Source organism: Pantoea cypripedii (genome assembly GCF_002095535.1).
In the GTDB taxonomy this organism is placed as follows: Bacteria; Pseudomonadota; Gammaproteobacteria; order Enterobacterales; family Enterobacteriaceae; genus Pantoea; species Pantoea cypripedii.
Genome location: NZ_MLJI01000001.1, coordinates 2,906,044 through 2,929,660, shown reverse-complemented (window position 1 = coordinate 2,929,660; position 23,617 = coordinate 2,906,044). Strand labels below are relative to the sequence as shown.

Sequence of the window (23,617 nt, the reverse complement as noted above, 5' to 3'; positions counted from 1 at the left end):
TTTATGGAAATTAACTGGCTGGATATTCATCATCGTGATTTGAGCCTGCAACAACTTTATGCGTTGCTGGCACTGCGCAGTGAAGTGTTTGTGGTGGAGCAGCAATGCCCGTACCTTGATGTCGATGGGCAGGATCTGGTGGCGGAGAATCGTCATCTGTTAGGCATGTATAACGATGAACTGGTGGCTTACGCGCGTCTGTTATCACCTGCGGATGCGCAAAGCCCGGTGAAGATAGGTCGTGTTATCGTTTCGGATCGCGCACGCGGTATCAATCTGGGTAACCGTTTAATGACCCAGGCGTTGCAGGCTTGCCAGCAGCACTGGCCGCAACATACGCAATTCCTCTCAGCCCAGGCGCATTTGCAATCTTTCTATGGTCGCCATGGCTTTGTCGCGGTGAGTGACGTCTATCTGGAAGATGATATTCCGCATATCGACATGCAAAAATAATGGCGAGGTTTGCACCTCGCCATGTTTATCAGCCCGGCGTCATCTGCCGGTCATCAACGTATTTACGCTGATCTGGCGGCGGCGGGAAGTACTGATACAACCAGGTTTCACTCAGAGTCTCGTCTTTGGTACGCAGGAACAGGCGCATATCCACCGGCTTGGTGGAATCGCTGTTCGGATACCAGTCAAACAGGATGCGGTAGCCATTCAGCGGTTCCACGTAGAGAATCTCAACCTGTTTAATGGTACCGGCTGACACGGTGATCACCGGTTCGATCCCCTTCGGTGCAGCGGCTTTCAGGTCGCCACCGACGAAATCCACCGCAAAGCGGCGGCACCACTGATCCGGGAAATGTTCGCCCGGTGCCCAGCCTTCCGGGAAGCCACCGATACCGGTACGGGTGGCATCAACACGCGCCAGACCGCTACGCACCGGCGGCAGACCACTCCAGTACAGTTTGTACTGGAAGTTGAATTCGCTGCCGGCTTTCACCGGTTCAGCCGGTTGCCAGAAGCAAACGATGTTATCCAGCGTTTCACCGGTGGTGGGGATTTCCATCAGATTGATGGCCCCTTTGCCCCATTTGCCAATCGGCTCGACCCACAGGCTTGGACGTTTGTCATACCAGCCAATCACATCCTGATAATCTTTAAAGTCATGATTGAGCTGTAACAGGCCAAAGCCGCGCGGGTTCTCATCCTGATAGGCGTTGAACTGCAAACGTTGCGGATTGTTCAGCGGACGGGCGATCCATTCGCCGTTACCGGTCCACATCGCCAGACGATCGGAGTCATGGATCTGCGGATGATAGGTATTGCACATCCGGCGTTCGTTGGTGCCGCAACTGAACATGCTGGTCATCGGCGCGATACCCAGCTGACGGATCTCGTTGCGGGCAAACAGGTGGTTTTCCACCTCCATCACCACGCGTTCTGCTTCGCAGTGAATGGTGAACTTGTAGGCACCGGTGACGCTGGCACCATCCAGCAAGGCATATACCACAAAGGTGGTGTCTTCGGCTTTCGGCGTTTCAAACCAGAAGGCGGTAAAGTCAGGGAACTCTTCATGACCGTTGCTGAAGGTATTCACCGCCACGCCACGGGCAGATAGGCCGTATTGATAAGTTTCATCGACGGCGCGGAAGTAGCTGGCACCGAGGAAGGAGACGATATCACGCCGTGCCAGCTCCGGCTTTTTAAACGCACGGAAACCGGCAAAGCCAAGATCGGTTTTGCCGACCAGCTGTTTGGTATCAACGTTGGCGTTGTTGTAGTTGAACAGTTCCGGGCGGAAGTGGATTTCACGCGCTTCGCGGCTGTCGGCATCGACAGAAAACATCTGGATACGGCGTTTAAACCCCATGCCGACGTGGAAAAATTGCACATCCAGTTCGCGATTGGGGATGTTATTCCACAGCGAATGGTTGGCGTCGTACTGAATTTCGTTATAGGCCTGCGGGGTCAGATTGGCCAGGGTGTCAGGCAGCGGGCCAGGCGCGCCACCCCAGGGCTGTTTGGCGAGTGCGGCGGCTTTCTTTTTCAGTACATCGAAATCGAAGCGAACCGCGGTGCCGTCGGCGATGCCATCATCGGCCCAGGCGGACTGCGCAAACAGCGTGGACAGACCCGTCATGCCGCTCAGGGCAGAGAGGGCCATTGACGCTTTCATAAACTTTCTACGATTCATGCCAGAAATCTAATCCTTAGCTGCTCGGGTTTAAGGTGACTGCCGTGCATCATGCACACATTTCAGACCTGATAGCTTCAGGCTACAGGGGGATACGACAGTCGCCGAATGAAAAAATTCAGTCGGAAGAAATTTATCAGATTAATCAGGGAAGCGAAGCAGATTTCAGATCTTTACGCTTTGGCGACGAAACTCGGGCGATTCCTGGCCGCTTCTGGTTTTTAGTGACTATAGTTAACCGACAGGTAAGTTAAATACATGGAGGAACTGCGTAATGTCATCTTCAGATCAATTTGAAAGCCGTCTTGATGACGATCTGGCCTTGCTGACCGAAACGCTGGAAGAAGTGCTGCGTTCGTCAGGCGATCCAGCCGATCAAAAGTACATCGAACTGAAAACCAAAGCGGAGCAGGCGCTGGAAGAGGTGAAATCACGCGTCAGCCAGGCCTCTGACAGCTACTACTATCGGGCGAAAAAAGCCGCTTATCGTGCCGATGATTATGTGCACGATAAGCCCTGGCAGGGGATTGGCATCGGTGCCGCCGCCGGGTTGTTCTTAGGATTACTGCTGGCCCGCCGTTAATGCTTTTCGGGCGTGAATTCTTCGCGCCCATTCATCCTGTCTTACTGAAAATCCTCTGCTTCCGCACCCACAGTGATTGTGTTTCTCTCGCCTGGTTCCTACAGTAAAGCGACAGGGAATAAGGAGAATAAACGTGATACGAGTTGAAATGCTCTCAACGGGCGATGAAGTGTTACATGGGCAGATTGTGGATACCAACGCTGCCTGGCTGGCTGATGTGTTGTTTCAGCACGGTTTGCCGATGACTAGCCGCAGCACGGTGGGGGATGCTCTGCCATCGCTGGTGGAGGCGCTCCAGAGCCGTAGCCAGATTGCCGATGTGCTGATTGTAAACGGTGGCCTTGGTCCCACCAGCGACGATCTCAGCGCCCTCGCGGCGGCCACGGCCAGCGGCAGCCATCTGGTGCTGCATCAGGAATGGCTGGAAAAAATGGAAGCCTGGTTTGCCGGACGTGGGCGCATCATGGCACCGAGCAACCGTAAGCAGGCAGAAATTCCCGCCAACGCTGAACTGATTGATAACCCGGTCGGCACCGCCTGTGGTTTTGCGCTGCAACTCAATCGCTGCTGGATTTTCTTCACCCCAGGCGTCCCCTCCGAATTTAAAGTGATGGTCGAACAGGAGATCCTGCCGCGTCTGAAAGCACGCTTTGAATTACCGGAGCCACCCTTGTGCCTGCGTCTGACCACCTTTGGTCGTGGCGAAAGCGATTTAGCGGCGGAACTGGAGCCGTTGCCGTTACCCGAAGGCGTGGTGATGGGCTATCGCTCCTCGATGCCGATTATTGAAATCAAACTCACCGGTCCGGCCAGCCAGCGTGTGGCGATGGAGCAGGTGTGGCAGCAGGTCAAACTGCAACTGGCGGAGTGCACCATTTTTCACGGCACCGAGGGCCTACCGGCGTTGCTGGCGCGTGAGCTGGCAGCGCGTGAGTTGACGCTGGCGATCAGCGAATCGTACACCGCTGGCTTGCTGCAATGGCAGCTGGCTTCTGCTGAGGTGCCGTTACGGGCTGGTAATGTGTTGCCAGAGCAGACGGAAACGCTGGAGCAGCAGGTACAGCGCATCCGCGATTTTGCCACGCAGCAGCAGGCCGATGTGGCGCTGGCAGTGGGGACTTTGCGCGAAGGAGAAGTGTCGATTGCGCTGCACACCCCGCAAGCCAGCTGGGGTCAGCGGGTGAAATTCAACCACGGGCGGCATAATCTGGAGATTCGCCAGAAGGTAGTGGCGATGATGGCAATGAATATGCTGCGCCGCTGGCTGCATGGCAGTGAAGTCAGCACCGGACATGGCTGGATTGATGTGCTGGAAACCGTGAAGCTGTAGCTGATATATGCACGCGTAGCGGCGCGATTTATCGCGCAATGCAGCGCACGGTGCCGCTAAACCCCGCGTGATAAATCACGCCGCTACAGCCCGGTGCGATATTTCACTACGGAGTTAAATTAGGCAGTTATCGTAGCGGCGCGATTTATCGCGCAATCCGGCGCACGGTGCCGCTACAGCCCGGTGCGATATTTCAGTGCGGAGTTGAATTATGCAGTTATCGTAGCGGCGCGATTTATCGCGCAATCCGGCGCACGGTGCGGGAAACCCCGCACGATAAATCGTGCCGCTACAGAGCGAACAAAAGTTACAGCTCGATCTCAATCTCGCCTTTGGCTTTACAACAGCAGGGCAAAAACTCGCCCTGCTGAATAAACGCCAGCGGTGTCTCAGCGTACTGCACTTCGCCCTTCAGCAAACGCATCCGGCAGGATCCGCAGTAGCCTTCGCGGCACTGGAACTCAACACATACGTTATGCGCTTCGAGCGTAGTGAGCAGGTTGGGATGTTCTTCTGCGCACTCCAGCCGGGTGCCAGAGCTGCGCAGAATGACGACGGAACGGCTCATACTTACAGCTGGAAATCGTTGAAGTCGTCTTCGCCCACTTCAGAGTCGATCTGACCCACCAGATAAGAGCTGACTTCCACTTCCTGCGGTGCAACCTGCACGTTATCAGACACCAGCCAGCTGTTGATCCACGGAATCGGGTTGGAGCGGGTCTGGAAAGGCAGATCAAGACCGACCGCCTGCATACGAATATTGGTGATGTATTCGATGTACTGGCACAGAATGTCTTTGTTCAGGCCGATCATCGAGCCGCCGCTGAACAGATATTCTGCCCACTCTTTTTCCTGCTCGGCTGCTTTCTTGAACAGGTCAAAGCATTCGTCACGGCACTCTGCCGCAATCTCTTTCATTTCCGGATCGTCTTCACCGGTGCGCATCAGGTTCAGCATATGCTGAGTCCCGGTCAGGTGCAGCGCTTCATCACGGGCAATCAGGCGGATGATTTTGGCGTTACCTTCCATCAGCTCGCGCTCGGCAAAAGCAAAGGAGCAGGCGAAGCTGACATAGAAGCGAATCGCTTCCAGCGCGTTGACGCTCATCAGACAGATATAGAGCTGCTTCTTCAGGCTGCGTAGATCAACGGTGACGGTTTTGCCCGCAACCTCGTGAGTGCCTTCACCCAGCAGATGCCAGTAGCTGGTCATCTCAATCAGGTCATCGTAGTACTTCGAGATATCCTGCGCACGGGCGAGGATCTGCTCGTTAGTCACGATGTCATCAAACACCAGCGCCGGATCGTTAACGATGTTGCGGATGATGTGGGTATAGGAGCGCGAGTGGATGGTCTCGGAGAACGCCCAGGTTTCAATCCAGGTTTCCAGTTCCGGGATCGAGATCAGCGGCAACAGCGCGACGTTCGGGCTACGACCCTGAATCGAATCCAGCAGCGTCTGATACTTCAGGTTGCTGATAAAAATGTGTTTCTCGTGTTCCGGCAGCGCCTGATAGTCGATGCGATCGCGGGAAACGTCCACTTCTTCCGGACGCCAGAAGAAGGAGAGTTGCTTCTCGATCAGCTTTTCGAAGATGTCATATTTCTGCTGATCGAAACGGGCAACGTTGACTGACTGACCGAAAAACATCGGCTCTTTCAGCTGGTCATTCTTGGTTTGCGAGAATGTGGTGTAAGCCATAGGGATGTCCAAATGTGAACGGGCCGACAGCTGTCGACCCCGAAACAGGAGGGCGGAGCCGCGAGCTCCGCCCTTTAATTAAATCTTACAAGCGCCGCTTTCGCAGCCGTCATCCTGAATGGACGGGGCCAGATCGTCCTGCGCATCCTCAGCACCGTCACGGGTGTTTTGGTAGTACAGGGTTTTCACGCCAAACTTGTAAGCGGTCAGCAGATCTTTCAGCAACTGCTTCATCGGCACTTTGCCGTTGGCGAAGCGGTTCGGATCGTAGTTGGTGTTCGACGAAATTGCCTGGTCGATAAACTTCTGCATCACGCCAACCAGCTGTAAATAGCCGTCGTTGGAAGGCATTTCCCACAGCAGTTCGTACTGATCTTTCAGACGCTCATACTCCGGCACCACCTGGCGCAGGATGCCATCTTTCGAGGCTTTGATGCTGATATGACCGCGCGGTGGTTCGATGCCGTTGGTGGCGTTCGAAATCTGCGAGGAAGTCTCAGACGGCATCAGCGCGGACAGCGTGGAGTTACGCAGGCCGTGGGTTTTGATCGACTCACGCAGCGTTTCCCAGTCGAGATGCAGCGGCTCGTTGCAGATACTGTCGAGATCCTTTTTATAGGTATCGGTCGGCAGAATGCCCTGCGCATAGGTAGTTTCGTTGAACCACGGGCAGGCACCTTGCTCTTTCGCCAGTTCGTTAGACGCCTTCAGCAGGTAGTACTGAATGGCTTCGAAGGTTCTGTGCGTCAGGTTGTTGGCGCTGCCATCGGAATAACGAACACCGTTTTTCGCCAGGTAGTAAGCGAAGTTGATCACACCAATACCCAGGGTACGACGACCCATAGCGCCACGTTTGGCGGCCGGGATCGGGTAATCCTGGTAGTCGAGCAGGGCATCCAGCGCGCGTACGGCCAGGATTGCCAGTTCTTCCAGATCGTCGAGGCTGTCAATCGCACCGAGGTTGAACGCAGACAGCGTACACAGGGCGATTTCACCGTTTTCGTCGTTAACATCATCCAGCGGCTTGGTCGGCAGGGCGATTTCCAGGCACAGGTTAGACTGACGCACTGGCGCAATAGCCGGATCAAACGGGCTGTGGGTGTTGCAGTGGTCAACGTTCTGGATGTAGATACGGCCAGTTGAGGCACGTTCCTGCATCATCAGCGAGAACAGATCGACCGCTTTCACGCGCTGTTTACGGATGCTGTCGTCTTTCTCGTAAGTGGTGTACAGACGCTCAAATTCGTCCTGATCGGCGAAGAAGGCATCATACAGGCCAGGCACGTCAGACGGGCTGAACAGAGTGATATCTTCACCTTTCAGCAGGCGCTGGTACATCAGCTTGTTGATCTGCACACCGTAGTCCATATGACGGACGCGGTTGCCTTCGACGCCACGGTTGTTTTTCAACACCAGCAGGCTTTCAACTTCCAGATGCCACATCGGGTAGAACAGGGTCGCTGCACCACCGCGCACGCCACCCTGCGAGCAGGATTTGACTGCGGTCTGGAAGTGTTTGTAGAACGGGATACAACCGGTGTGGAACGCTTCACCGCCGCGGATCGGGCTGCCCAGCGCACGGATGCGACCGGCGTTGATACCGATACCGGCACGTTGGGAAACGTATTTCACAATGGCGCTGGACGTGGCGTTGATGGAATCCAGGCTGTCGCCACATTCGATCAATACGCAAGAGCTGAACTGACGCGTCGGGGTACGGACACCGGACATAATGGGCGTCGGCAGCGAAATCTTGAAGGTAGAAACCGCGTCATAGAAACGCTTGACGTAATCCATGCGCGTGTCGCGCGGATAGCCGGAGAACAGGCAGGCAGCCACCAGAATATACAGGAACTGCGCGCTCTCGTAGATTTCACCGGTCACACGGTTCTGTGCCAGGTATTTCCCTTCCAGCTGCTTCACTGCGGCGTAGGAGAAGTTCATGTCGCGCCAGTGGTCAATAAAGCCGTCCATCTGCTCGAATTCTTCTTTGCTGTAGTCTTCCAGCAGATGGCGATCGTATTTGCCCATCTCGACCATTTTGACTACCTGGTCGAACAGCGTCGGCGGCTCAAACTGGCCGTAGGCTTTTTTGCGCAGATGGAAAATCGCCAGGCGTGCGGCGAGGTACTGGTAATCCGGGGCATCGCGAGAAATAAGGTCTGCAGCGGCCTTGATGATGGTCTCATGGATGTCGGAGGTCCGAATCCCATCATAGAACTGAATGTGAGAACGCAGTTCAACCTGTGACACTGAAACGTTGTTCAGCCCTTCGGCTGCCCAGTCCAGTACACGGTGAATTTTGTCGAGATCAATGCGCTCCTGGCGGCCATCGCGTTTAGTAACGAGCAGACTTTGGTTCATGTCGCGTTTTTACCTTTGCGTGAGTATCCAAAAATTAAAAGAAATCCCGGTTTATGCACAGCATATTCATTGTGAATAATGTTGTGGATAAACACTATATCTAGGGGGTGAAGGGCAAAACCATAACAACATGGAGGCATATTTTAGTATTTTAGCGCGGGTTAACAAGAGGAAAAAATGATGTTTGCAGGGGTTGTAATTTTTGCGAAATTTCTTAGGCCTTGTCTTATAAGGCCCGACATCATGTCAACCGGAATGCAGATTTTTTTCAGAACTTGATCGAGCGCGTATTTCTTATGCAATCTACTCCACCAACTCAAATTTCTGGTGAAAAAATGGCAGGATAAGCTACGCAGATACGGATTTTTCCGAGTTAACTTATGAATTATTTATGACTGGCCGCAGATACGGTTGTCCTCATGATGTCCGTCGCGGTGCGAGACATCACGCCGCGACGGGAGCAGGATAAGGCATTGTTACAGCCCCGGCGCTTTCCACATTGATGTGGTCAGCCCGTTATCCACCAGCGTCAGCTGGTCAGCATACACCTTCTGCCAGACGGCTTTTTGTTGCTGATAGAGCGCATGATGAGCGGCATCGGGGTGAAATTCCCGTTCCCAGCGCACCAGGTCGCGTCCGGTCTCCGCCAGGTTGCTGTAAAGTCCGGCAGCGACGCCCGCCGCAATGGCACAGCCCAGCGCGGTTGCTTCTTTTACCTGCGGCACTTTTACCGTCAGGCCGGTCACGTCACTTAAGATTTGGCTCCACAGCTTCCCTTTGGATCCACCGCCTGCGAACACCAGATGCGACGCCCGTACGCCGGAAAATTCTGCCACCTGATCAAGATTGCAGGCTGAAACAATGGCGGCGTTCTCCTCCAGCGCGCGGAACAGGGTTTGCTTATTACAACGTTCCGGATCGATGGAGAGATTAATGAACGACGGAGCGGCGTGATACCACTTGTTAAAGTGCATCGCATCAGAGAATACCGGCATCACCCCCCAGGCACCGGCCGGAACCCGGGCGGCCATCTCCTCCAGCAGGCTATAGCAATCCACCCCCAGCCGTTCCGCCAGCAGTTTCTCCTCACCGCAAAAGGCATCACGGAACCAGCGCATGGTCAGGCCGGTAAAAAAGCTGATGGCTTCCGCCTGCGCCATGCCGGGAATGACGTGCGGATTGATACGAATATTCATCGCCGGATCGACCTGCGGCTGTGGCAGATTCACCACCTGTTGCCAGAAGGTGCCACCCAGCACCGCTGTCTCTCCGGCCCTGACCACCCCCAGCCCCAGCGTGCCCAACTGGACATCGCCGCCGCCCATCGCCACCCACTGTGCCTTGTGCCAGGCCACAGGCATTGGCTGCGTCGGCAGTGACGTACCCGAGCGGGGTACCGGTTTCCGCCACCGGCGAGAGCATATTGCCGCGTAAACCGGCCATCTCCAGCAGTTCCGGCCGCCAGTTGCGGCTGCGTAAATCGAGCAGACCGGTTGTTCCGGCATTGGAAGGATCAACCGCCAGCTCGCCACTGAGGCACTTTGCCAGCCAGTCGCTGATCATGGTCAGGGTGGCGGCCTGGCGATAGATATCCGGACGGTGATGCGCCAGCCACAGCAGGCGCGGCATCGCACCCAGTGCCAGGGTTTGTCCGGAACACTGGTAGATTTCGCGTTCAAACTTGCCGTGATGTATTTCTTTGAGTTCGCTGACTTCACGACTGGCGCGGGCATCAACGTTGGCGCAGGCCCAGATCGCCTCACCGGCTTTGTTATACAACACGATACCTTCACGCATCGAACAACAGGCCACGCCACGGATGGCGCTGGCGGGTAGCTGCGCCTGTTGCAGCGCCTGGCGAATGCACTGGCAGGCCAGCTGCCAGTTTTTGCTCAGGTCAAATTCCATCGAACCGGGCACATCGGGAATGGCCAGGTGCTGCCATTCGGCCTGGGCGACGGCAATTTGCTCACCTTGCAGGTTAAAAATCACCGCGCGAATGCTGCCGGTGCCGGCGTCGAGCGCCATTAAATGCGGGGCGTGGGATAGCGTCATCTCTTTTTCTCCAGTTAGAAATCTGACCGGATCGACCCCGCCGCAGGGCTACTGCAATAACGCCAACATCGCGCGGGCTGTGTCCTCTTCTGTTACCAGGGCATTAATGCGCGCCCCCTTCAGGGCGGCAATGATGGCTTCTGCTTTTTCAGTGCCGCCTGCCACGCCGACCACGACAGGTATCGTCGCCAGCTCGGCAGGACTGACGGCAATCAGTTCATCATGGATCGGCATGGACTCAGCCAGTTGTCCATCGGGACGCATAAAAAAGCCGAGAATGTCACCCACCGCGCCTTTGCGGCCATACATCAGCTGTTCACCCTCGCTGATATAACCCGAGCGCAAAATGGTGGCCTGCTGCCTTTGGCTGAGCGCACCAATGCCGACAATCGCCACATCTGCGGCACAGGCGGTGAGCATCACGTCCTGCACGCTGCGTTCCTGACGCAGGATTTGCGCCACGCTGGCGCTGGAAGCGCGCAGCGGTGCCGGAATAATGCTGATACCACAGGCCGGATCAAGCTGGCCGATGCCGGTCATATACGGCCCGACGCCGCCCGAGAGCGTCACCATGCGGATCTGCTGCGAAGCGATAAAACCGCTCAGATGTTGCAGGGTGTTCATACTGGTTTCGCCAAACCCCACCCCCAGCAACTGTTGCGGCTGGAGTAACGACATCAGCATCTGGGCGGCACCCACCCCGAGTCGCTGGCTAAGATTCGGGCCGTGAAGCTGCGGCAGCACCCGTACCTGCTTCAGACTGAAGCGTTCGAGCAGGGCATGTTCCAGTGCCAGACATCCCTCAAAACGCGAATTAATCTGTACGCGGATCACCCCGGACTGGCGTCCTTTCTCCAGCAGGCGTGACACTTTCAGGCGAGTCAGACCAAGTCGCTCACCAATTTCATTCTGTGTCAGTCCGTCGTGGTAATAGAACCAGGCGGTACGCGCCAGTAGCTCTTCTTCACTCATACTGTTTTCCACAGTGAGACCCGTTGCCGGGCTAAGATCGCTTTTCATGATGAACACTTTATAAAAAGTAAATCAATTGTTCGTTTTGGCTGTTGAAGAAAATGTGACCGTGCTGGCAGTTCGCACAACAAGTCAGCCACAATCATACGCGCCATATTGGCGAAATAACAATCTGTGACCGCTGCGAGAGTTTTATCGAAAAAGCTTATCCAGGATTGTGAACATAATGTTATTTGAAAATCATTTGTTCTTATCGGGAGCGGCAATGGTGCAGGATCAGATCAATCGGCAATCCAGCTTGCTGTTACACATCGCTGCGGTCTGTAAGGCGTTTTCCGGTGTGCCGGTGTTACGCGGCATCGATTTTCAACTGTACGCGGGGCAAATTCATGCCTTGCTCGGTGGCAACGGCGCGGGCAAATCGACGCTGATGAAAATCATTGCCGGTATCGAACAACCGGATAGCGGCACGCTTACCCTCGCGCATCAGCCCCTGACGTTAATGACCCCGGCCAAAGCGCACCAGTGCGGTATCTACCTGGTGCCGCAGGAGCCATTGTTGTTCCCCAGCCTGACGGTGCGCGAAAACATCCTGTTTCGCCTGCCGCGCGCGCAGGACGGATAACCAAAACTGCAAACCTTACTCAGCCAGATGGGCAGCGCGCTGCCGCTGGACGCACTGGCCGGTACCCTGGCGGTGGCTGACCAGCAACAGGTGGAGATTCTGCGTGGCCTGATGCGCGACGCCAGAGTGGTGATTTTCGATGAACCAACCGCGTCATTAACCCCGGTGGAAACCGATCGCCTGTTCCGTCTGGTGCGCCAACTGGCCGGGCAGGGCGTGGGGGTGGTGTTTATTTCCCATAAGCTGCCGGAAATTCGGGCGCTGGCGCATCAGGTCAGCGTGATGCGTGACGGCTGCGTGGTGTTACAGGGCAGCATTGACGCGCTGGATGATGACGCGCTGGTGGCGGCAATGATGCCGCCCGAACGGCAAGCCCCGTTGAGCGCAGAGCAGCAGCTGTGGTTACAGGCGGGTAACCTGCCTGCGGAGCAAAAAGGCCAGGTGCTGTTGCAGGTTGATGAGTTAAGTGGCGAAGGTTTTCGTCAGATTTCGTTGCAGGTGAAAGCGGGAGAGATACTCGGTCTGGCGGGCATTGTCGGGGCCGGGCGCACCGAACTGGCGGAAACGCTGTACGGATTACGCCCCGCCAGCAGCGGCACGGCGCGTTTGCAGCAGCAGAATCTGTTGTCGCTGCCGACAGCGGCGCGTCTGCGCGCCGGGCTGGTTTATCTGCCGGAAGACCGGCAAACCTCCGGCCTCTATCCGGATGCACCGCTGGCGTGGAACGTCACCGCATTAACGCTGCCACGGCGCAGCTGGTGGCTGCGACCCCAGCAGGAGAGGGCGGTGCTGACGCGTTACCAGCGCGCGCTGGGGATCAAATTCAGTCACAACGACCAGCTGGCGCGCACGCTGTCCGGAGGGAATCAGCAAAAGTTATTGCTGGCAAATTGCCTGGAGGCAACGCCGAAAGTCCTGATTGTTGATGAACCCACGCGCGGGGTGGATGTGGCGGCCCGCGCCGATATCTATCAGTTGTTGCGCTCGGTGGTGGCGCAGCAGATCGGCCTGATCATTATCTCTTCGGATCTGGATGAGGTCGCGCTGCTGGCGGATCGTGTGGTGGTGATGCATCAGGGAGGGTTGGTGGGCGAATTATCCGGGGCGGCGGTGAGTGCGGAAAATATCATTCAGCTGGCCTGGGGACGTAGCGCCCAGGCGGCAGGAGAATACTGATGCTGAAATACCTGCAAACCCACCGGGAGCTGAGCACTCTGCTGGCGATCCTGGTGCTGTTTATGCTGCCCTGGCTGCTGGGGCGGCAGGACGTCAGCCTGCGATGGGTGGGGATGATCTTTGGCAGTGCGCAGATCGCCATTCTGCTGGCGATGGGGGCCACGCTGGTGCTGCTGACGCGCAATATTGATGTGTCCTGCGGTTCCACCATGGGATTGTGTGCTGCGGTGCTGGGCGTTCTGTTGAATCAGGGAGTCGCACTGCCGCTGGCCTGTCTGGCGACGCTGGGCACCGGCATGTTAGCCGGATTGTTTAATGGTGTGCTGGTCACCGGGCTGCGTATTCCGGCGATTGTTGCCACCCTGGGCACCCTCGGGCTGTATCGCGGCCTGATGCTGTTGCTGACGGGCGGCAAATGGATCGAAGGGTTGCCGGAGCAACTGAAAACCCTGGCCGCGCCGGTGGTGGCGGGGCTGTCACCGCTGGGCATCATGATTTTGCTGATTGCGGTAGTGATGATGTTGTTCCTCGCGCGGACCGCTGCCGGCCGCAACTTTTATGCCACCGGTGATAATTTGCAGGGCGCACGCCAGCTGGGTGTGCCGGTCAATCAGGTGCGCTTACTCGCCTTTACCGCCAACGGCGCGCTGGCGGCGCTGGCCGGGATGGTGTTTGCTGCGCAAATTGGTTTTGTGCCCAACCAAACCGGCACCGGGATGGAGATGAAAGCCATCGCGGCCTGTGTGCTGGGCGGTGTTAGTTTACTGGGCGGTTCCGGCACCCTGCTGGGGGCGATCCTCGGTGCCTGGTTCCTGACGCAAATTGATAGCGTGCTGGTGCTGCTCAGGCTACCGGCATGGTGGAATGATTTTATCTCGGGACTGGTGCTGCTGGCGGTGCTGGTGATTGACGGACGCTTACGCCAGGCGTTGACCCGTCGTCTGCATCGGCAAAGGTACGCCCGTTTTTTAACCCCTCCGGCACGAAAAAAACCGTTAAACCACCGCCGACAGCGGCCTCGCGCCGGGGAGCGACCGAATGAAGCGCTATCTGAACTGGGAAGGCGCGCTGGCGCTGCTGCTGGTGCTGGAAATCCTGCTGTTCGGCTGGGGTAATCCACGCATGCTGAACATCGACACCCTGCTGTTCAGCACCAGCGATTTTATCACCGTCGGCATTGTCGCCTTGCCGCTGACGCTGGTGATTGTCAGTGGTGGTATCGACATCTCCTTTGCCGCGGTGACCGGCTTATGCGCTATCGCGCTGGGTATCATGCTGCAAAGTCACTGGCCGTTGCCGGTTGCTTTGCTGTGTACGCTGTTGCTGGGCAGCCTGTGTGGCTGGCTCAATGGCGCGCTGATCCTCTGGACCGGCGTGAACCCGCTGGTGATCACCCTGGGCACGCTTTATCTCTACGGTGGCGGAGCGCTGCTGCTTTCCGGGTTGGCCGGGGCGACCGGCTTTGAGGGGATCGGGGATTTTCCGGCGACCTTTACCGATTTAGCCAATTTCACCCCGCTCGGTATCCCGATGCCGCTGCTGTTATTTACGCTGCTTTGCCTGCTGTTCTGGCTGCTGATGCATCGGACGCGTACCGGACGCTATGTGTTTTTGCTCGGCCAGAACCTGCGTGCAGCGCGCTATGGCGCGTTGCCGGTCAACCGCACCTTGCTGCTGCTTTACAGCCTGGTCGGGCTGGCATCGGCGCTGGCGGCGGCGGTGATGAGCGCGTACTTCGGCTCGGCGCGTGCCGACCTGGGTGCGCCGCTGTTAATGCCTGCGATCACGGCGGTGGTGCTGGGCGGTGCCAATATTTACGGCGGGGCAGGTTCGGTGCTGGGCACCGCGCTGGCTACGCTGCTGATCGGCTTTTTGCAGCAGGGTTTGCAAATGGTGGGAGTGTCGAGTCAGGTCAGTAGCGCGCTTTCTGGCGCACTGCTGATTCTTGCGGTGATCGGACGCTCCTGGAGCCTGAATCCAGGCATTGTGCGCCAGCTTAGCCGGCGTTTGCGTGCGCGATTCACGCGCGATCGCGCATCTTACCAGGAGTAAAAATCATGAAAATGCAGCGGTTATCTCTGGCCCTGTGCTGTGTACTCGGTGTCAGTCTGAGCGTTCAGGCAGCCGAACGTATCGCCTTTATCCCCAAGCTGGTGGGGGTAGGGTATTTCACCAGCGGTGGCAAAGGGGCCACCGAGGCCGGAAAAGCCCTCGGCGTTGATGTGACCTATGACGGCCCCACCGAGCCGAGCGTCTCCGGCCAGGTGCAGATGATCAATAACTTCGTGAATCAGGGATATAACGCCATTGTGGTGGCTGCGGTTTCGCCAGACGGCCTGTGCCCGGCGTTGAAACGCGCCATGCAACGCGGTGTGAAGGTGCTGACCTGGGACTCCGACACCAAACCGGAATGCCGCTCGATTTATATTAACCAGGGCACCCCTGCGCAGCTGGGCGGCATGCTGGTGGATATGGCTGCCAGCCAGGTGAAAAAGGATAAAGCGAAGGTCGCGTTCTTCTATTCCAGCCCGACGGTGACCGATCAGAATCAATGGGTAAAAGAAGCAAAAGCGAAGATCGCCAAAGATCACCCTAATTGGGAGATTGTCACCACGCAGTATGGCTACAACGATGCCACCAAATCATTGCAGACGGCGGAGGGGATCCTGAAATCCTGGAGCGATCTGGATGCGATCATCGCCCCGGATGCCAACGCGTTACCGGCCGCAGCTCAGGCGGCGGAAAATCTCGGACGGAAGGATGTGACGATTGTCGGTTTCAGTACCCCGAACGTGATGCGGCCCTATGTTAAGCGCGGTACGGTGCAGCAGTTCGGCCTGTGGGATGTGGTGAAGCAGGGCCGGATTTCGATAGCGGTGGCGAATCAGTTGTTGAAAGGCGAGCTCAATCCCGGAGACAGTTTACAGGTGCCGGATGTGGGCAAAGTGACGGTCTCCGACAACAGCGTGCAGGGCTACAATTATGAAGCCAAAGGCAACGGTATCGTGCTGCTGCCTGAGCGCGTGGTGTTTACCAAAGACAACATCGACAACTACGATTTTTAAGGAGAACGTGAATGGAAGTCACTCTGGTGGAGATCAACGTAAAAGCCGACTGTATCGACGAATTTTTACGGGTATTCCATGCAAATCATCTAGGGGCGGTACAGGAGCCCGGCAACCTGCGTTTTGATGTTTTGCAGGACAGCAACGTGCCGACGCGGTTTTTTTATTTATGAGGCTTATGCGGATGAGGCGGCGGTGCTGGCCCATAAAAAAACACCGCATTATCTGGCTTGTGTGGAGGCGCTTGAGGCGCTGATGACCGAACCAAGAAAGAAAACGGTGTTTAAAGGTATATATCCTTAATGTTGCGGGCTAGCCCGAGAGGAGTTCGGTTCCGGGACGGTTTCGTTCGCCACGGCGTTGTTTCATTCGCTATGGAGTGTTTTCGTTCGCTACGGGCTGAGGTAGTTGCAGTTCGCCGGTGCGGCGACCGAGCAAAGGGGACCTGGCCGTCCCCTTTGCATTCCCCGGCCTTGCGCCGCCTTCCTCGCCGCTTCGCGGTACCTTCGCTTACTCACGCTTCCGACGGACCGGCGTCGATTCGCTCCTGCTCAACGCCGCCTTTCGCCGCATCCATGCGGCTCATCCTGGAATCGTTCCCGCGCTCAGCGAGTTCGGATGGCGCTCACACCCCCGCTGCAACAGCAATGACTTTCTGGGGGTTTTCTTTTGTTGTTTATTTTTATGCGCTGGTCCTGCAAACGGCGGTGTTGGCGGCATCCACAGCGCCGAGTGCAGAGGGAAGGCCAGGACGAGTCGCATGGATGCGGCGAGAGCGCGGCATGAGCCATGGAGGGCGAATCCGCGCGGTCCGTCAGGCCTGAGTGATAAGCGAGGGGGACAGCGCGTAGCGCTGCGCGAGGACGCCGCATGGCGCGGATTGCAAAGGTCCGCGCCCTCGGACCTTTGCCCGTCCGCCTGCACAGGCGGCCCTGAAACTGCCAAAAGCCTGGCGGGCGGAACCCCTGCGGAGCTAAACCGCTGCTGGCGGGCGGAACCCCTGCGGAGCTAAACCTCCGCCTGCCGGTGCGTATGCACCATATAATTCACATCGACGCCACGACCCAACCGGAACTGATTCGTCAGCGGATTATAATGCAAACCAATCATCCCCTGCTCACGCAGCGGGGTTTCATCCACCCAGTTCAGCAACTCCGCCGGACGGATAAACTTTTTCACGTCATGCGTACCGCGCGGCACCATGCGCATCACATATTCGGCACCAAATACCGCCAGCAGCCAGGCTTTCGGGTTGCGGTTGATGGTGGAGAAAAACACTTCGCCGCCAGGTTTCACCAGCTGCGCACAAGCCAGCACCACCGAACGTGGGTCCGGCACGTGTTCCAGCATTTCCATGCAGGTCACCACGTCATATTGACCCGCATGGCTGAGGGCATGATCTTCCACCGTTTGCTGCACGTAGTTGACGCTGATACCGCTCTCCAGCGCATGCAGACGCGCCACTTCCAGCGGTTCGGCACCCATATCTAACCCGGTGACCTCTGCGCCTTCGCGCGCCATGCTTTCCGCCAGAATGCCGCCGCCGCAGCCCACATCCAGCACCTTCTTGCCAAACAAACCGTTGCTGTGCTGGGCAATCCAGCCAAGACGCAGGGGATTAATGCGGTGTAACGGCTTAAATTCACCCTCTAAATCCCACCAGCGCGATGCGACTGCCTCAAACTTGGCAATTTCGTTGTGATCGACGTTCTGGCGGCTTTCCTGCGGTTGTTCATTCATTGAATCATGACTCCAGACAAAATGTGGCTTCAGTATAAACGCTTAAGCACGGCCTGCGCACCTCTCAGAACAAAGGAAAAGCCGGATTAAACCGCGCTTAACATTCACCCTGGGTAAGCAATGTGATATACTTTCGCACCTTTGAATTCCGGGATTATGTAGAGGGATAGCGGCTCCATGAGCGACCTTGCGAGAGAAATTACACCGGTCAATATCGAAGAAGAGTTGAAAAACTCGTATCTCGATTACGCCATGTCGGTCATCGTTGGCCGAGCCTTACCCGACGTCCGTGACGGCCTGAAGCCAGTGCACCGCCGTGTGCTTTTTGCCATGAGCGAACTGGGTAACGACTGGAACAAACCCTATAAAAAATCCGCCCGTGTGGTCGGTGACGTTATCGGTAAATATCACCCCCATGGTGATTCTGCCGTTTATGACACCATCGTTCGTATGGCGCAGCCGTTCTCCCTGCGTTACATGTTGGTAGATGGTCAAGGTAACTTCGGCTCCATCGACGGCGACTCCGCCGCAGCGATGCGTTACACCGAAGTGCGTATGGCCAAAATCGCCCATGATCTGTTAGCGGACCTGGAAAAAGAGACGGTCGATTTCGTTCCTAACTATGACGGAACCGAGCAGATTCCTGAGGTTCTGCCGACTAAAATCCCTAACCTGCTGGTAAACGGTTCTTCCGGTATCGCCGTCGGTATGGCCACCAACATTCCGCCGCACAACCTGCGCGAAGTGATTAACGGCTGCCTGGCTTATATTGATGATGAAAACATCAGCGTTGAAGGGCTGATGGAGCACATTCCGGGGCCAGATTTCCCCACCGCCGCCATCATCAATGGCCGTCGTGGTATCGAAGAAGCCTACCGTACCGGTCGCGGCAAAATCTATATCCGCGCGCGTGGCGAAGTGGAAGCGGACGCGAAAAGCGGCCGTGAAACCATCATCATTCACGAGCTGCCGTATCAGGTGAACAAAGCACGCCTGATCGAGAAGATTGCCGAGCTGGTGAAAGAGAAGCGTGTCGAAGGCATCAGCGCGCTGCGTGATGAGTCGGATAAAGACGGCATGCGCATCGTTATCGAGATCAAACGCGACGCGGTCGGCGAAGTGGTGCTGAATAACCTCTACTCGCTGACGCAGTTGCAGGTGTCGTTCGGTATCAACATGGTGGCGCTGCATCAGGGCCAGCCGAAGATTATGGCGCTGAAAGAGATCCTTGAAGCTTTCGTTCGCCATCGTCGTGAAGTGGTGACGCGTCGTACTATTTTCGAACTGCGCAAAGCGCGTGACCGTGCCCATATCCTTGAAGGTCTGGCGATTGCGCTGGCTAACATCGATCCGATTATCGAGTTGATCCGTCGCGCCCCGACGCCAGCAGAAGCGAAAGCAGGCCTGATTGCGCAGTCGTGGGATCTCGGCAATGTGGCCGCGATGCTGGAACGTGCCGGTGATGATGCTGCGCGTCCGGAGTGGCTGGAAGCCGAGTTCGGTATTCGCGACGGTCAATATCATCTGACTGAGCAGCAGGCTCAGGCGATTCTGGATCTGCGTTTGCAGAAACTGACCGGCCTGGAGCACGAGAAGCTGCTCGACGAATACAAAGAACTGCTCGATCAAATCGCTGAGCTGCTGCATATCCTTGCAAGCGCAGAGCGCCTGATGGAAGTGATCCGTGAAGAACTGGAAGCGATGCGCGACCAGTTTGGCGATGAACGTCGCACCGAGATTACCGCCAACAGCGCTGACATCAACATCGAAGACCTGATCAACCAGGAAGATGTGGTCGTGACGCTGTCGCATCAGGGTTATGTCAAATACCAGCCGCTGACCGACTATGAAGCCCAGCGCCGCGGTGGTAAAGGCAAATCCGCCGCACGTATCAAAGAAGAAGACTTTATCGACCGTCTGCTGGTGGCCAACACCCACGATACGATTCTGTGCTTCTCCAGTCGTGGCCGTCTGTACTGGATGAAGGTTTATCAACTGCCGGAAGCCAGCCGTGGTGCACGTGGCCGTCCGATCGTTAACCTGTTACCACTGGAAGCGAACGAACGCATCACCGCCATTCTGCCGGTACGCGAGTACACCGAAGGCTTCAACATCTTTATGGCAACCGCTGACGGCACCGTGAAGAAAACCGCGTTGCAGGAATTCAGCCGTCCGCGTAGTGCTGGCATCATCGCCATCAATCTGCGTGAAGATGATGAGCTGATCGGTGTGGCGCTGACCAACGGCAGCGACGAAACCATGCTGTTCTCTGCCGCCGGTAAAGTGGTGCGCTTCGCTGAAAGTGCCGTCCGTGCGATGGGGCGTTCAGCGTCAGGCGTACGCGGTATCAAGCTGGCCGAAAGCGACAAAGTGGTATCGCTGATTGTGCCGCGTGAAGAAGGTGCCATCCTGACCGTAACGCAGAATGGTTATGGTAAGCGTACTGCGAACAGCGAATACCCGACCAAATCCCGTGCGACTCAGGGTGTGATCTCCATTAAGGTCACCGAGCGTAATGGGCCGGTAGTCGGCGCGGTGCAGGTGGACGACAGCGATCAGATCATGATGATCACCGATGCCGGTACGCTGGTGCGTACTCGCGTGTCGGAAGTCAGCATCGTGGGTCGTAATACCCAGGGCGTGATTCTGATTCGTACCGCAGAAGATGAAAACGTGGTGGGTCTGCAACGCGTGGTCGAACCGGTGGAAGAGGAAGAACTCGACGCCATCGACGGTAGCGTTGCCGAAGGCGAAGAGGATATCGCGCCGGAAACAGACAACGACGACGATGCACCGGAAGCAGACGAAGAAGAGTAATCTGTCTCGGTGATCATCAACGGCAGGTCAGGGCAACCGACCTGCCGTTTCTTTTTCTGAGTTTTGGCCGGAAGCGGCGCTCCGTCTGGCTTTTTCGGGATGATAAAGCTAGTGTATGGGCATAATAATTCCCTGACCTTTACCCCTTGCCGTGAGTTGAGCCTGCATTGAAATATCTCGTCTCCTTCCGTACCACGCTCCGTATCTCGCGCTACCTGTTTCGCGCACTGGCGTTGCTGCTTTGGTCGCTGGGTGCGTTGCTGACCACCTTTTACATCATCAATGTGCTGCACGAGAAAGAGAATGCGGTTCGCCAGGAGTTTGACGCCAACTACGGTCAGGCGGAATGGTATGTTCGCCATTCGGCGGATGTGATGCGTGAACTGAAGTACATCACGGAAAACCGCCTCACCAGCAGTGCCAGTGGTCTGGATGTACTCAACGGCATGCCCACCAGCAAAGGCACGCTGCCGCAATTCACGCCGCTGTTTTCCGACGGTGATTGCACCTCGATGAGCAGCACCTGGCGTAACTCCCTCGATTCCCTCAGTTACTACATCAATTACTGGAAAAGTAACTTTGCTTCGGCCTATGAGCTGAATCGGGTGTTCTTTATCGGCGGGGAAAATCAGTGCCTGGCCGATTTCACCATTGGCAGTAATACAGTCGATCGCGATCGCAGCCTGAAAGCACTGCGCGAGCGGGTGCTGCACTATCGCAGCAGCAACGAAGATGAACGTCGCAACCCGATGTACTGGATCACCGAAGGCACCCAGCCAGGGGTGGGCAGTTTCTATATGGTGATGCCGGTTTATGTGGCGAATAAACTCCAGGCGCTGCTCGGGGTGGAGCAAAACATTCGCCTCGATGAATTTATTCAGCCGGGTGGATTGCCGCTGGTGGCGACCATCACTGATGAAAATTATCGCCCTCTGCTGACCACACGTCGCGGTGGGCCGGGTTACTCCCTTGATGATCTGCCTGACGACAAAACCTGGTTCGGCTATCTGGACGGTTACCGTCAGCTGGTGCTGAAAAAACCGTTGCCGCCGTCTGACCTCAATATTGTCTGGTCACTTTCCACCGATGTGCTGGTGGATCAGCTGAAACTGATGCTGATTAACGCGCTGCTGCTGAATATTCTCAGCGCATTATTGCTGTTTACTCTGGCGTGGATATTTGAGCGCCGCATGTTTCTGCCAGCGGAAGATAATGCACATCGGCTGGAAGAACATGAACAGTTCAACCGTAAGATTGTGGCCTCCGCGCCGGTGGGGATTTGTATCCTGCGTACCAGTGACGGCACCAATATCCTCAGCAATGAACTGGCGCACAATTACCTGACGTTGCTTACCCAGGAAGACCGGCAGCGCCTGAACGAAATCATTGGCGGCCAGCAGGTGAACTTTGTTGATGTGCTGACGGGCAGCAATACCAACCTGCAAATCAGCTTTGTTCACTCGCGCTATCGCAATGAAAACGTGGCGATCTGCGTGCTGGTGGATGTTTCGGCACGCGTGCGTATGGAGCAGTCGTTGCAGGAGATGGCGCAGGCGGCGGAGCAGGCCAGTGCATCAAAATCAATGTTCCTCGCCACCGTCAGCCATGAGCTGCGTACGCCGCTGTACGGGATCATCGGTAACCTCGATCTGTTGCAAACCAAAGTGCTGCCGAAAGGGGTGGATTCGCTGGTTACGGCGATGAATAACTCCTCCAGTCTGCTGCTGAAAATTATCAGCGACATTCTCGATTTCTCGAAAATTGAGTCCGAGCAACTGAAGATTGAACCGCGTCCTTTCTCGCCGCGAGAGGTGATCAATCATATCGTCGGCAACTACCTTTCGCTGGTGGTGCGCAAACGCCTCGTGCTGTATGTGTTTATCGAAAATGATGTACCACTGGCGCTGGATGGCGATCCACTGCGTCTGCAACAGGTCATCTCTAACCTGCTGAATAACGCCATCAAGTTTACCCATACCGGGTGTATCATCCTTCATGCCTATGAGAAAGAAGGCTATCTGGCGTTTCGCGTGCGTGATACTGGCGTCGGTATTCCGGCGAAAGAAGTGACGCGGCTGTTTGACCCGTTCTTCCAGGTCGGCAGTGGCGTGCAGCGCAACTTCCAGGGCACCGGCCTCGGTCTGGCGATCTGTGAAAAGCTGATCAATATGATGGACGGGGATATTGAGGTGGATTCCGAGCCGGGTATGGGCAGCCAGTTTGTGGTACGTATCCCGATTTACGCCGGGCAGCAGGCTGCGCCGCCTCTGCTGGAGGGGTTGCAGGAAAAAGCGCTTTGGCTCGACCTGCGTAACGATTACCTCGCCAGCTTCCTGCTGCGCCTGCTGCTGCAACAGGGCATGCAGGTGGCCCGTTATCAGGGACAGGCCGGTAGCGACGATGTGATCATCAGTGACCATGAAGACCTGCCGCTGCAAAGCGTCAGAGCGCGTATCCGCATCAGCGGCGATCACATCGATATGCCGCAGGAGATAGCCGCAGGGCAGTGGCTGCACAGTAGCGCTACGCTGCACGAATTACCGGTGTTGCTGGGACGTATCTATCGCATCGCGATTGATAGCGAAACCACTACGCCACTGGCGCTGCCGGGCGCAGTAGCAGAGCAAGCCAGTTATGAAGATATTATGATCCTGATCGTCGATGACCATCCGATCAACCGTATGCTGCTCTCAGAACAACTCAGTACGCTCGGTTATCAGGTGAAAACCGCTCAGGATGGTGTTGATGCGCTGAATGTCATCAGCCGTACCCACATTGATATCGTACTCAGTGACGTTAACATGCCGAATATGGATGGCTACCGTCTGACACAACGTCTGCGTCAGCTGGGACATGCCTTCCCGGTGATTGGCGTGACGGCGAATGCGCTGGCTGAAGAGAAGCAACGTTGTATGGAAGCGGGCATGGATAACTGCCTGTCCAAACCGGTGACGCTGGATGTGCTGAAAACCACGCTGGCGCTCTATGCGGAACGTGTGCGTAAGGGACGTGTGCATGCTGATTAATGGCAGGATCTTGTAGCGGCGCG

The 23,617-nt window shown here is 56.4% G+C and carries 14 protein-coding genes and 3 pseudogenes; 10 read left to right on the top strand and 7 right to left on the bottom strand.

Annotated elements, in window-relative coordinates; all coding sequences use genetic code 11:
- The first annotated feature begins 3 nt into the window (after positions 1-3).
- Positions 4-453, top strand: coding sequence for a GNAT family N-acetyltransferase (locus tag HA50_RS13455; RefSeq protein WP_084876107.1), 450 nt, complete (start codon positions 4-6; stop codon positions 451-453).
- Between the two features lie 28 nt (positions 454-481).
- On the opposite strand, the gene HA50_RS13450 is transcribed toward HA50_RS13455, so the two are convergent.
- Complete coding sequence (locus HA50_RS13450; RefSeq protein WP_084876106.1) at positions 482-2,140, bottom strand: glucan biosynthesis protein D; 1,659 nt, start codon at positions 2,138-2,140, stop codon at positions 482-484.
- Between the two features lie 274 nt (positions 2,141-2,414).
- On the opposite strand from HA50_RS13450, the gene elaB reads away from it, so the two are divergent.
- On the top strand, positions 2,415-2,723 hold the full coding sequence (gene elaB / locus HA50_RS13445) for a stress response protein ElaB (RefSeq protein ID WP_084876105.1): 309 nt from the start codon (positions 2,415-2,417) through the stop codon (positions 2,721-2,723).
- A gap of 133 nt (positions 2,724-2,856) precedes the next feature.
- Positions 2,857-4,053, top strand: a complete 1,197-nt coding sequence (locus HA50_RS13440) for a nicotinamide mononucleotide deamidase-related protein YfaY (protein WP_084876104.1) — start codon at positions 2,857-2,859, stop codon at positions 4,051-4,053.
- Positions 4,054-4,360: 307 nt separating this feature from the next.
- Here the strand turns inward: HA50_RS13440 and yfaE are convergent, their stop codons facing one another.
- From yfaE to lsrR, 5 genes and pseudogenes are all read right to left on the bottom strand, one after another.
- Entirely contained in the window at positions 4,361-4,621 is a 261-nt protein-coding gene (gene yfaE, locus HA50_RS13435; protein ID WP_084876103.1) for a class I ribonucleotide reductase maintenance protein YfaE, read from the bottom strand.
- A gap of 2 nt (positions 4,622-4,623) precedes the next feature.
- Positions 4,624-5,754 carry a class Ia ribonucleoside-diphosphate reductase subunit beta gene (nrdB, locus tag HA50_RS13430; RefSeq protein ID WP_084876102.1) on the bottom strand — a complete coding sequence of 377 codons (1,131 nt, stop codon included), beginning with the start codon at positions 5,752-5,754 and terminating at the stop codon, positions 4,624-4,626.
- Positions 5,755-5,832: 78 nt separating this feature from the next.
- Complete coding sequence (nrdA, locus tag HA50_RS13425) at positions 5,833-8,118, bottom strand: class 1a ribonucleoside-diphosphate reductase subunit alpha (RefSeq protein ID WP_084876101.1); 2,286 nt, start codon at positions 8,116-8,118, stop codon at positions 5,833-5,835.
- 476 nt (positions 8,119-8,594) lie between these two features.
- A pseudogene (lsrK, locus tag HA50_RS13420) lies at positions 8,595-10,173 on the bottom strand (autoinducer-2 kinase).
- Positions 10,174-10,221: 48 nt separating this feature from the next.
- Positions 10,222-11,193: a transcriptional regulator LsrR gene (gene lsrR / locus HA50_RS13415; protein ID WP_084878530.1), complete on the bottom strand. Its 972-nt coding sequence runs from the start codon at positions 11,191-11,193 to the stop codon at positions 10,222-10,224.
- A 217-nt stretch (positions 11,194-11,410) separates the two neighbouring features.
- On the opposite strand from lsrR, the pseudogene lsrA reads away from it, so the two are divergent.
- The 5 genes and pseudogenes from lsrA (at position 11,411) to lsrG (ending at position 16,314) form a co-directional block, all read left to right on the top strand.
- Positions 11,411-12,946 (top strand): annotated as a pseudogene (lsrA, locus tag HA50_RS13410) (autoinducer 2 ABC transporter ATP-binding protein LsrA).
- Complete coding sequence (gene lsrC / locus HA50_RS13405) at positions 12,946-14,061, top strand: autoinducer 2 ABC transporter permease LsrC (RefSeq protein WP_084876100.1); 1,116 nt, start codon at positions 12,946-12,948, stop codon at positions 14,059-14,061. The pseudogene lsrA and the gene lsrC overlap by 1 nt, the downstream one beginning before the upstream one ends.
- On the top strand, positions 13,985-14,998 hold the full coding sequence (gene lsrD, locus HA50_RS13400) for an autoinducer 2 ABC transporter permease LsrD (protein ID WP_084876099.1): 1,014 nt from the start codon (positions 13,985-13,987) through the stop codon (positions 14,996-14,998). Before lsrC ends, lsrD begins: the two co-directional genes overlap by 77 nt.
- 5 nt (positions 14,999-15,003) lie before the next feature.
- Positions 15,004-16,011 (top strand): autoinducer 2 ABC transporter substrate-binding protein LsrB, encoded by a 1,008-nt coding sequence (gene lsrB, locus HA50_RS13395; RefSeq protein WP_084876098.1) that lies wholly within the window; start codon positions 15,004-15,006, stop codon positions 16,009-16,011.
- An 11-nt stretch (positions 16,012-16,022) separates the two neighbouring features.
- Positions 16,023-16,314: pseudogene (gene lsrG, locus HA50_RS13390) on the top strand ((4S)-4-hydroxy-5-phosphonooxypentane-2,3-dione isomerase).
- A 705-nt stretch (positions 16,315-17,019) separates the two neighbouring features.
- Here the strand turns inward: lsrG and ubiG are convergent.
- Positions 17,020-17,751, bottom strand: a complete 732-nt coding sequence (ubiG, locus tag HA50_RS13385) for a bifunctional 2-polyprenyl-6-hydroxyphenol methylase/3-demethylubiquinol 3-O-methyltransferase UbiG (protein ID WP_084876097.1) — start codon at positions 17,749-17,751, stop codon at positions 17,020-17,022.
- A gap of 177 nt (positions 17,752-17,928) precedes the next feature.
- On the opposite strand from ubiG, the gene gyrA reads away from it, so the two are divergent.
- Both gyrA and rcsC read left to right on the top strand, forming a co-directional pair.
- On the top strand, positions 17,929-20,568 hold the full coding sequence (gene gyrA, locus HA50_RS13380) for a DNA topoisomerase (ATP-hydrolyzing) subunit A (RefSeq protein WP_084876096.1): 2,640 nt from the start codon (positions 17,929-17,931) through the stop codon (positions 20,566-20,568).
- A 167-nt stretch (positions 20,569-20,735) separates the two neighbouring features.
- The gene (gene rcsC, locus HA50_RS13375; protein WP_084876095.1) at positions 20,736-23,594 is read left to right on the top strand and encodes a two-component system sensor histidine kinase RcsC; all 2,859 of its coding nucleotides are present in this window, start codon (positions 20,736-20,738) and stop codon (positions 23,592-23,594) included.
- The last annotated feature ends 23 nt before the right edge of the window (positions 23,595-23,617 follow it).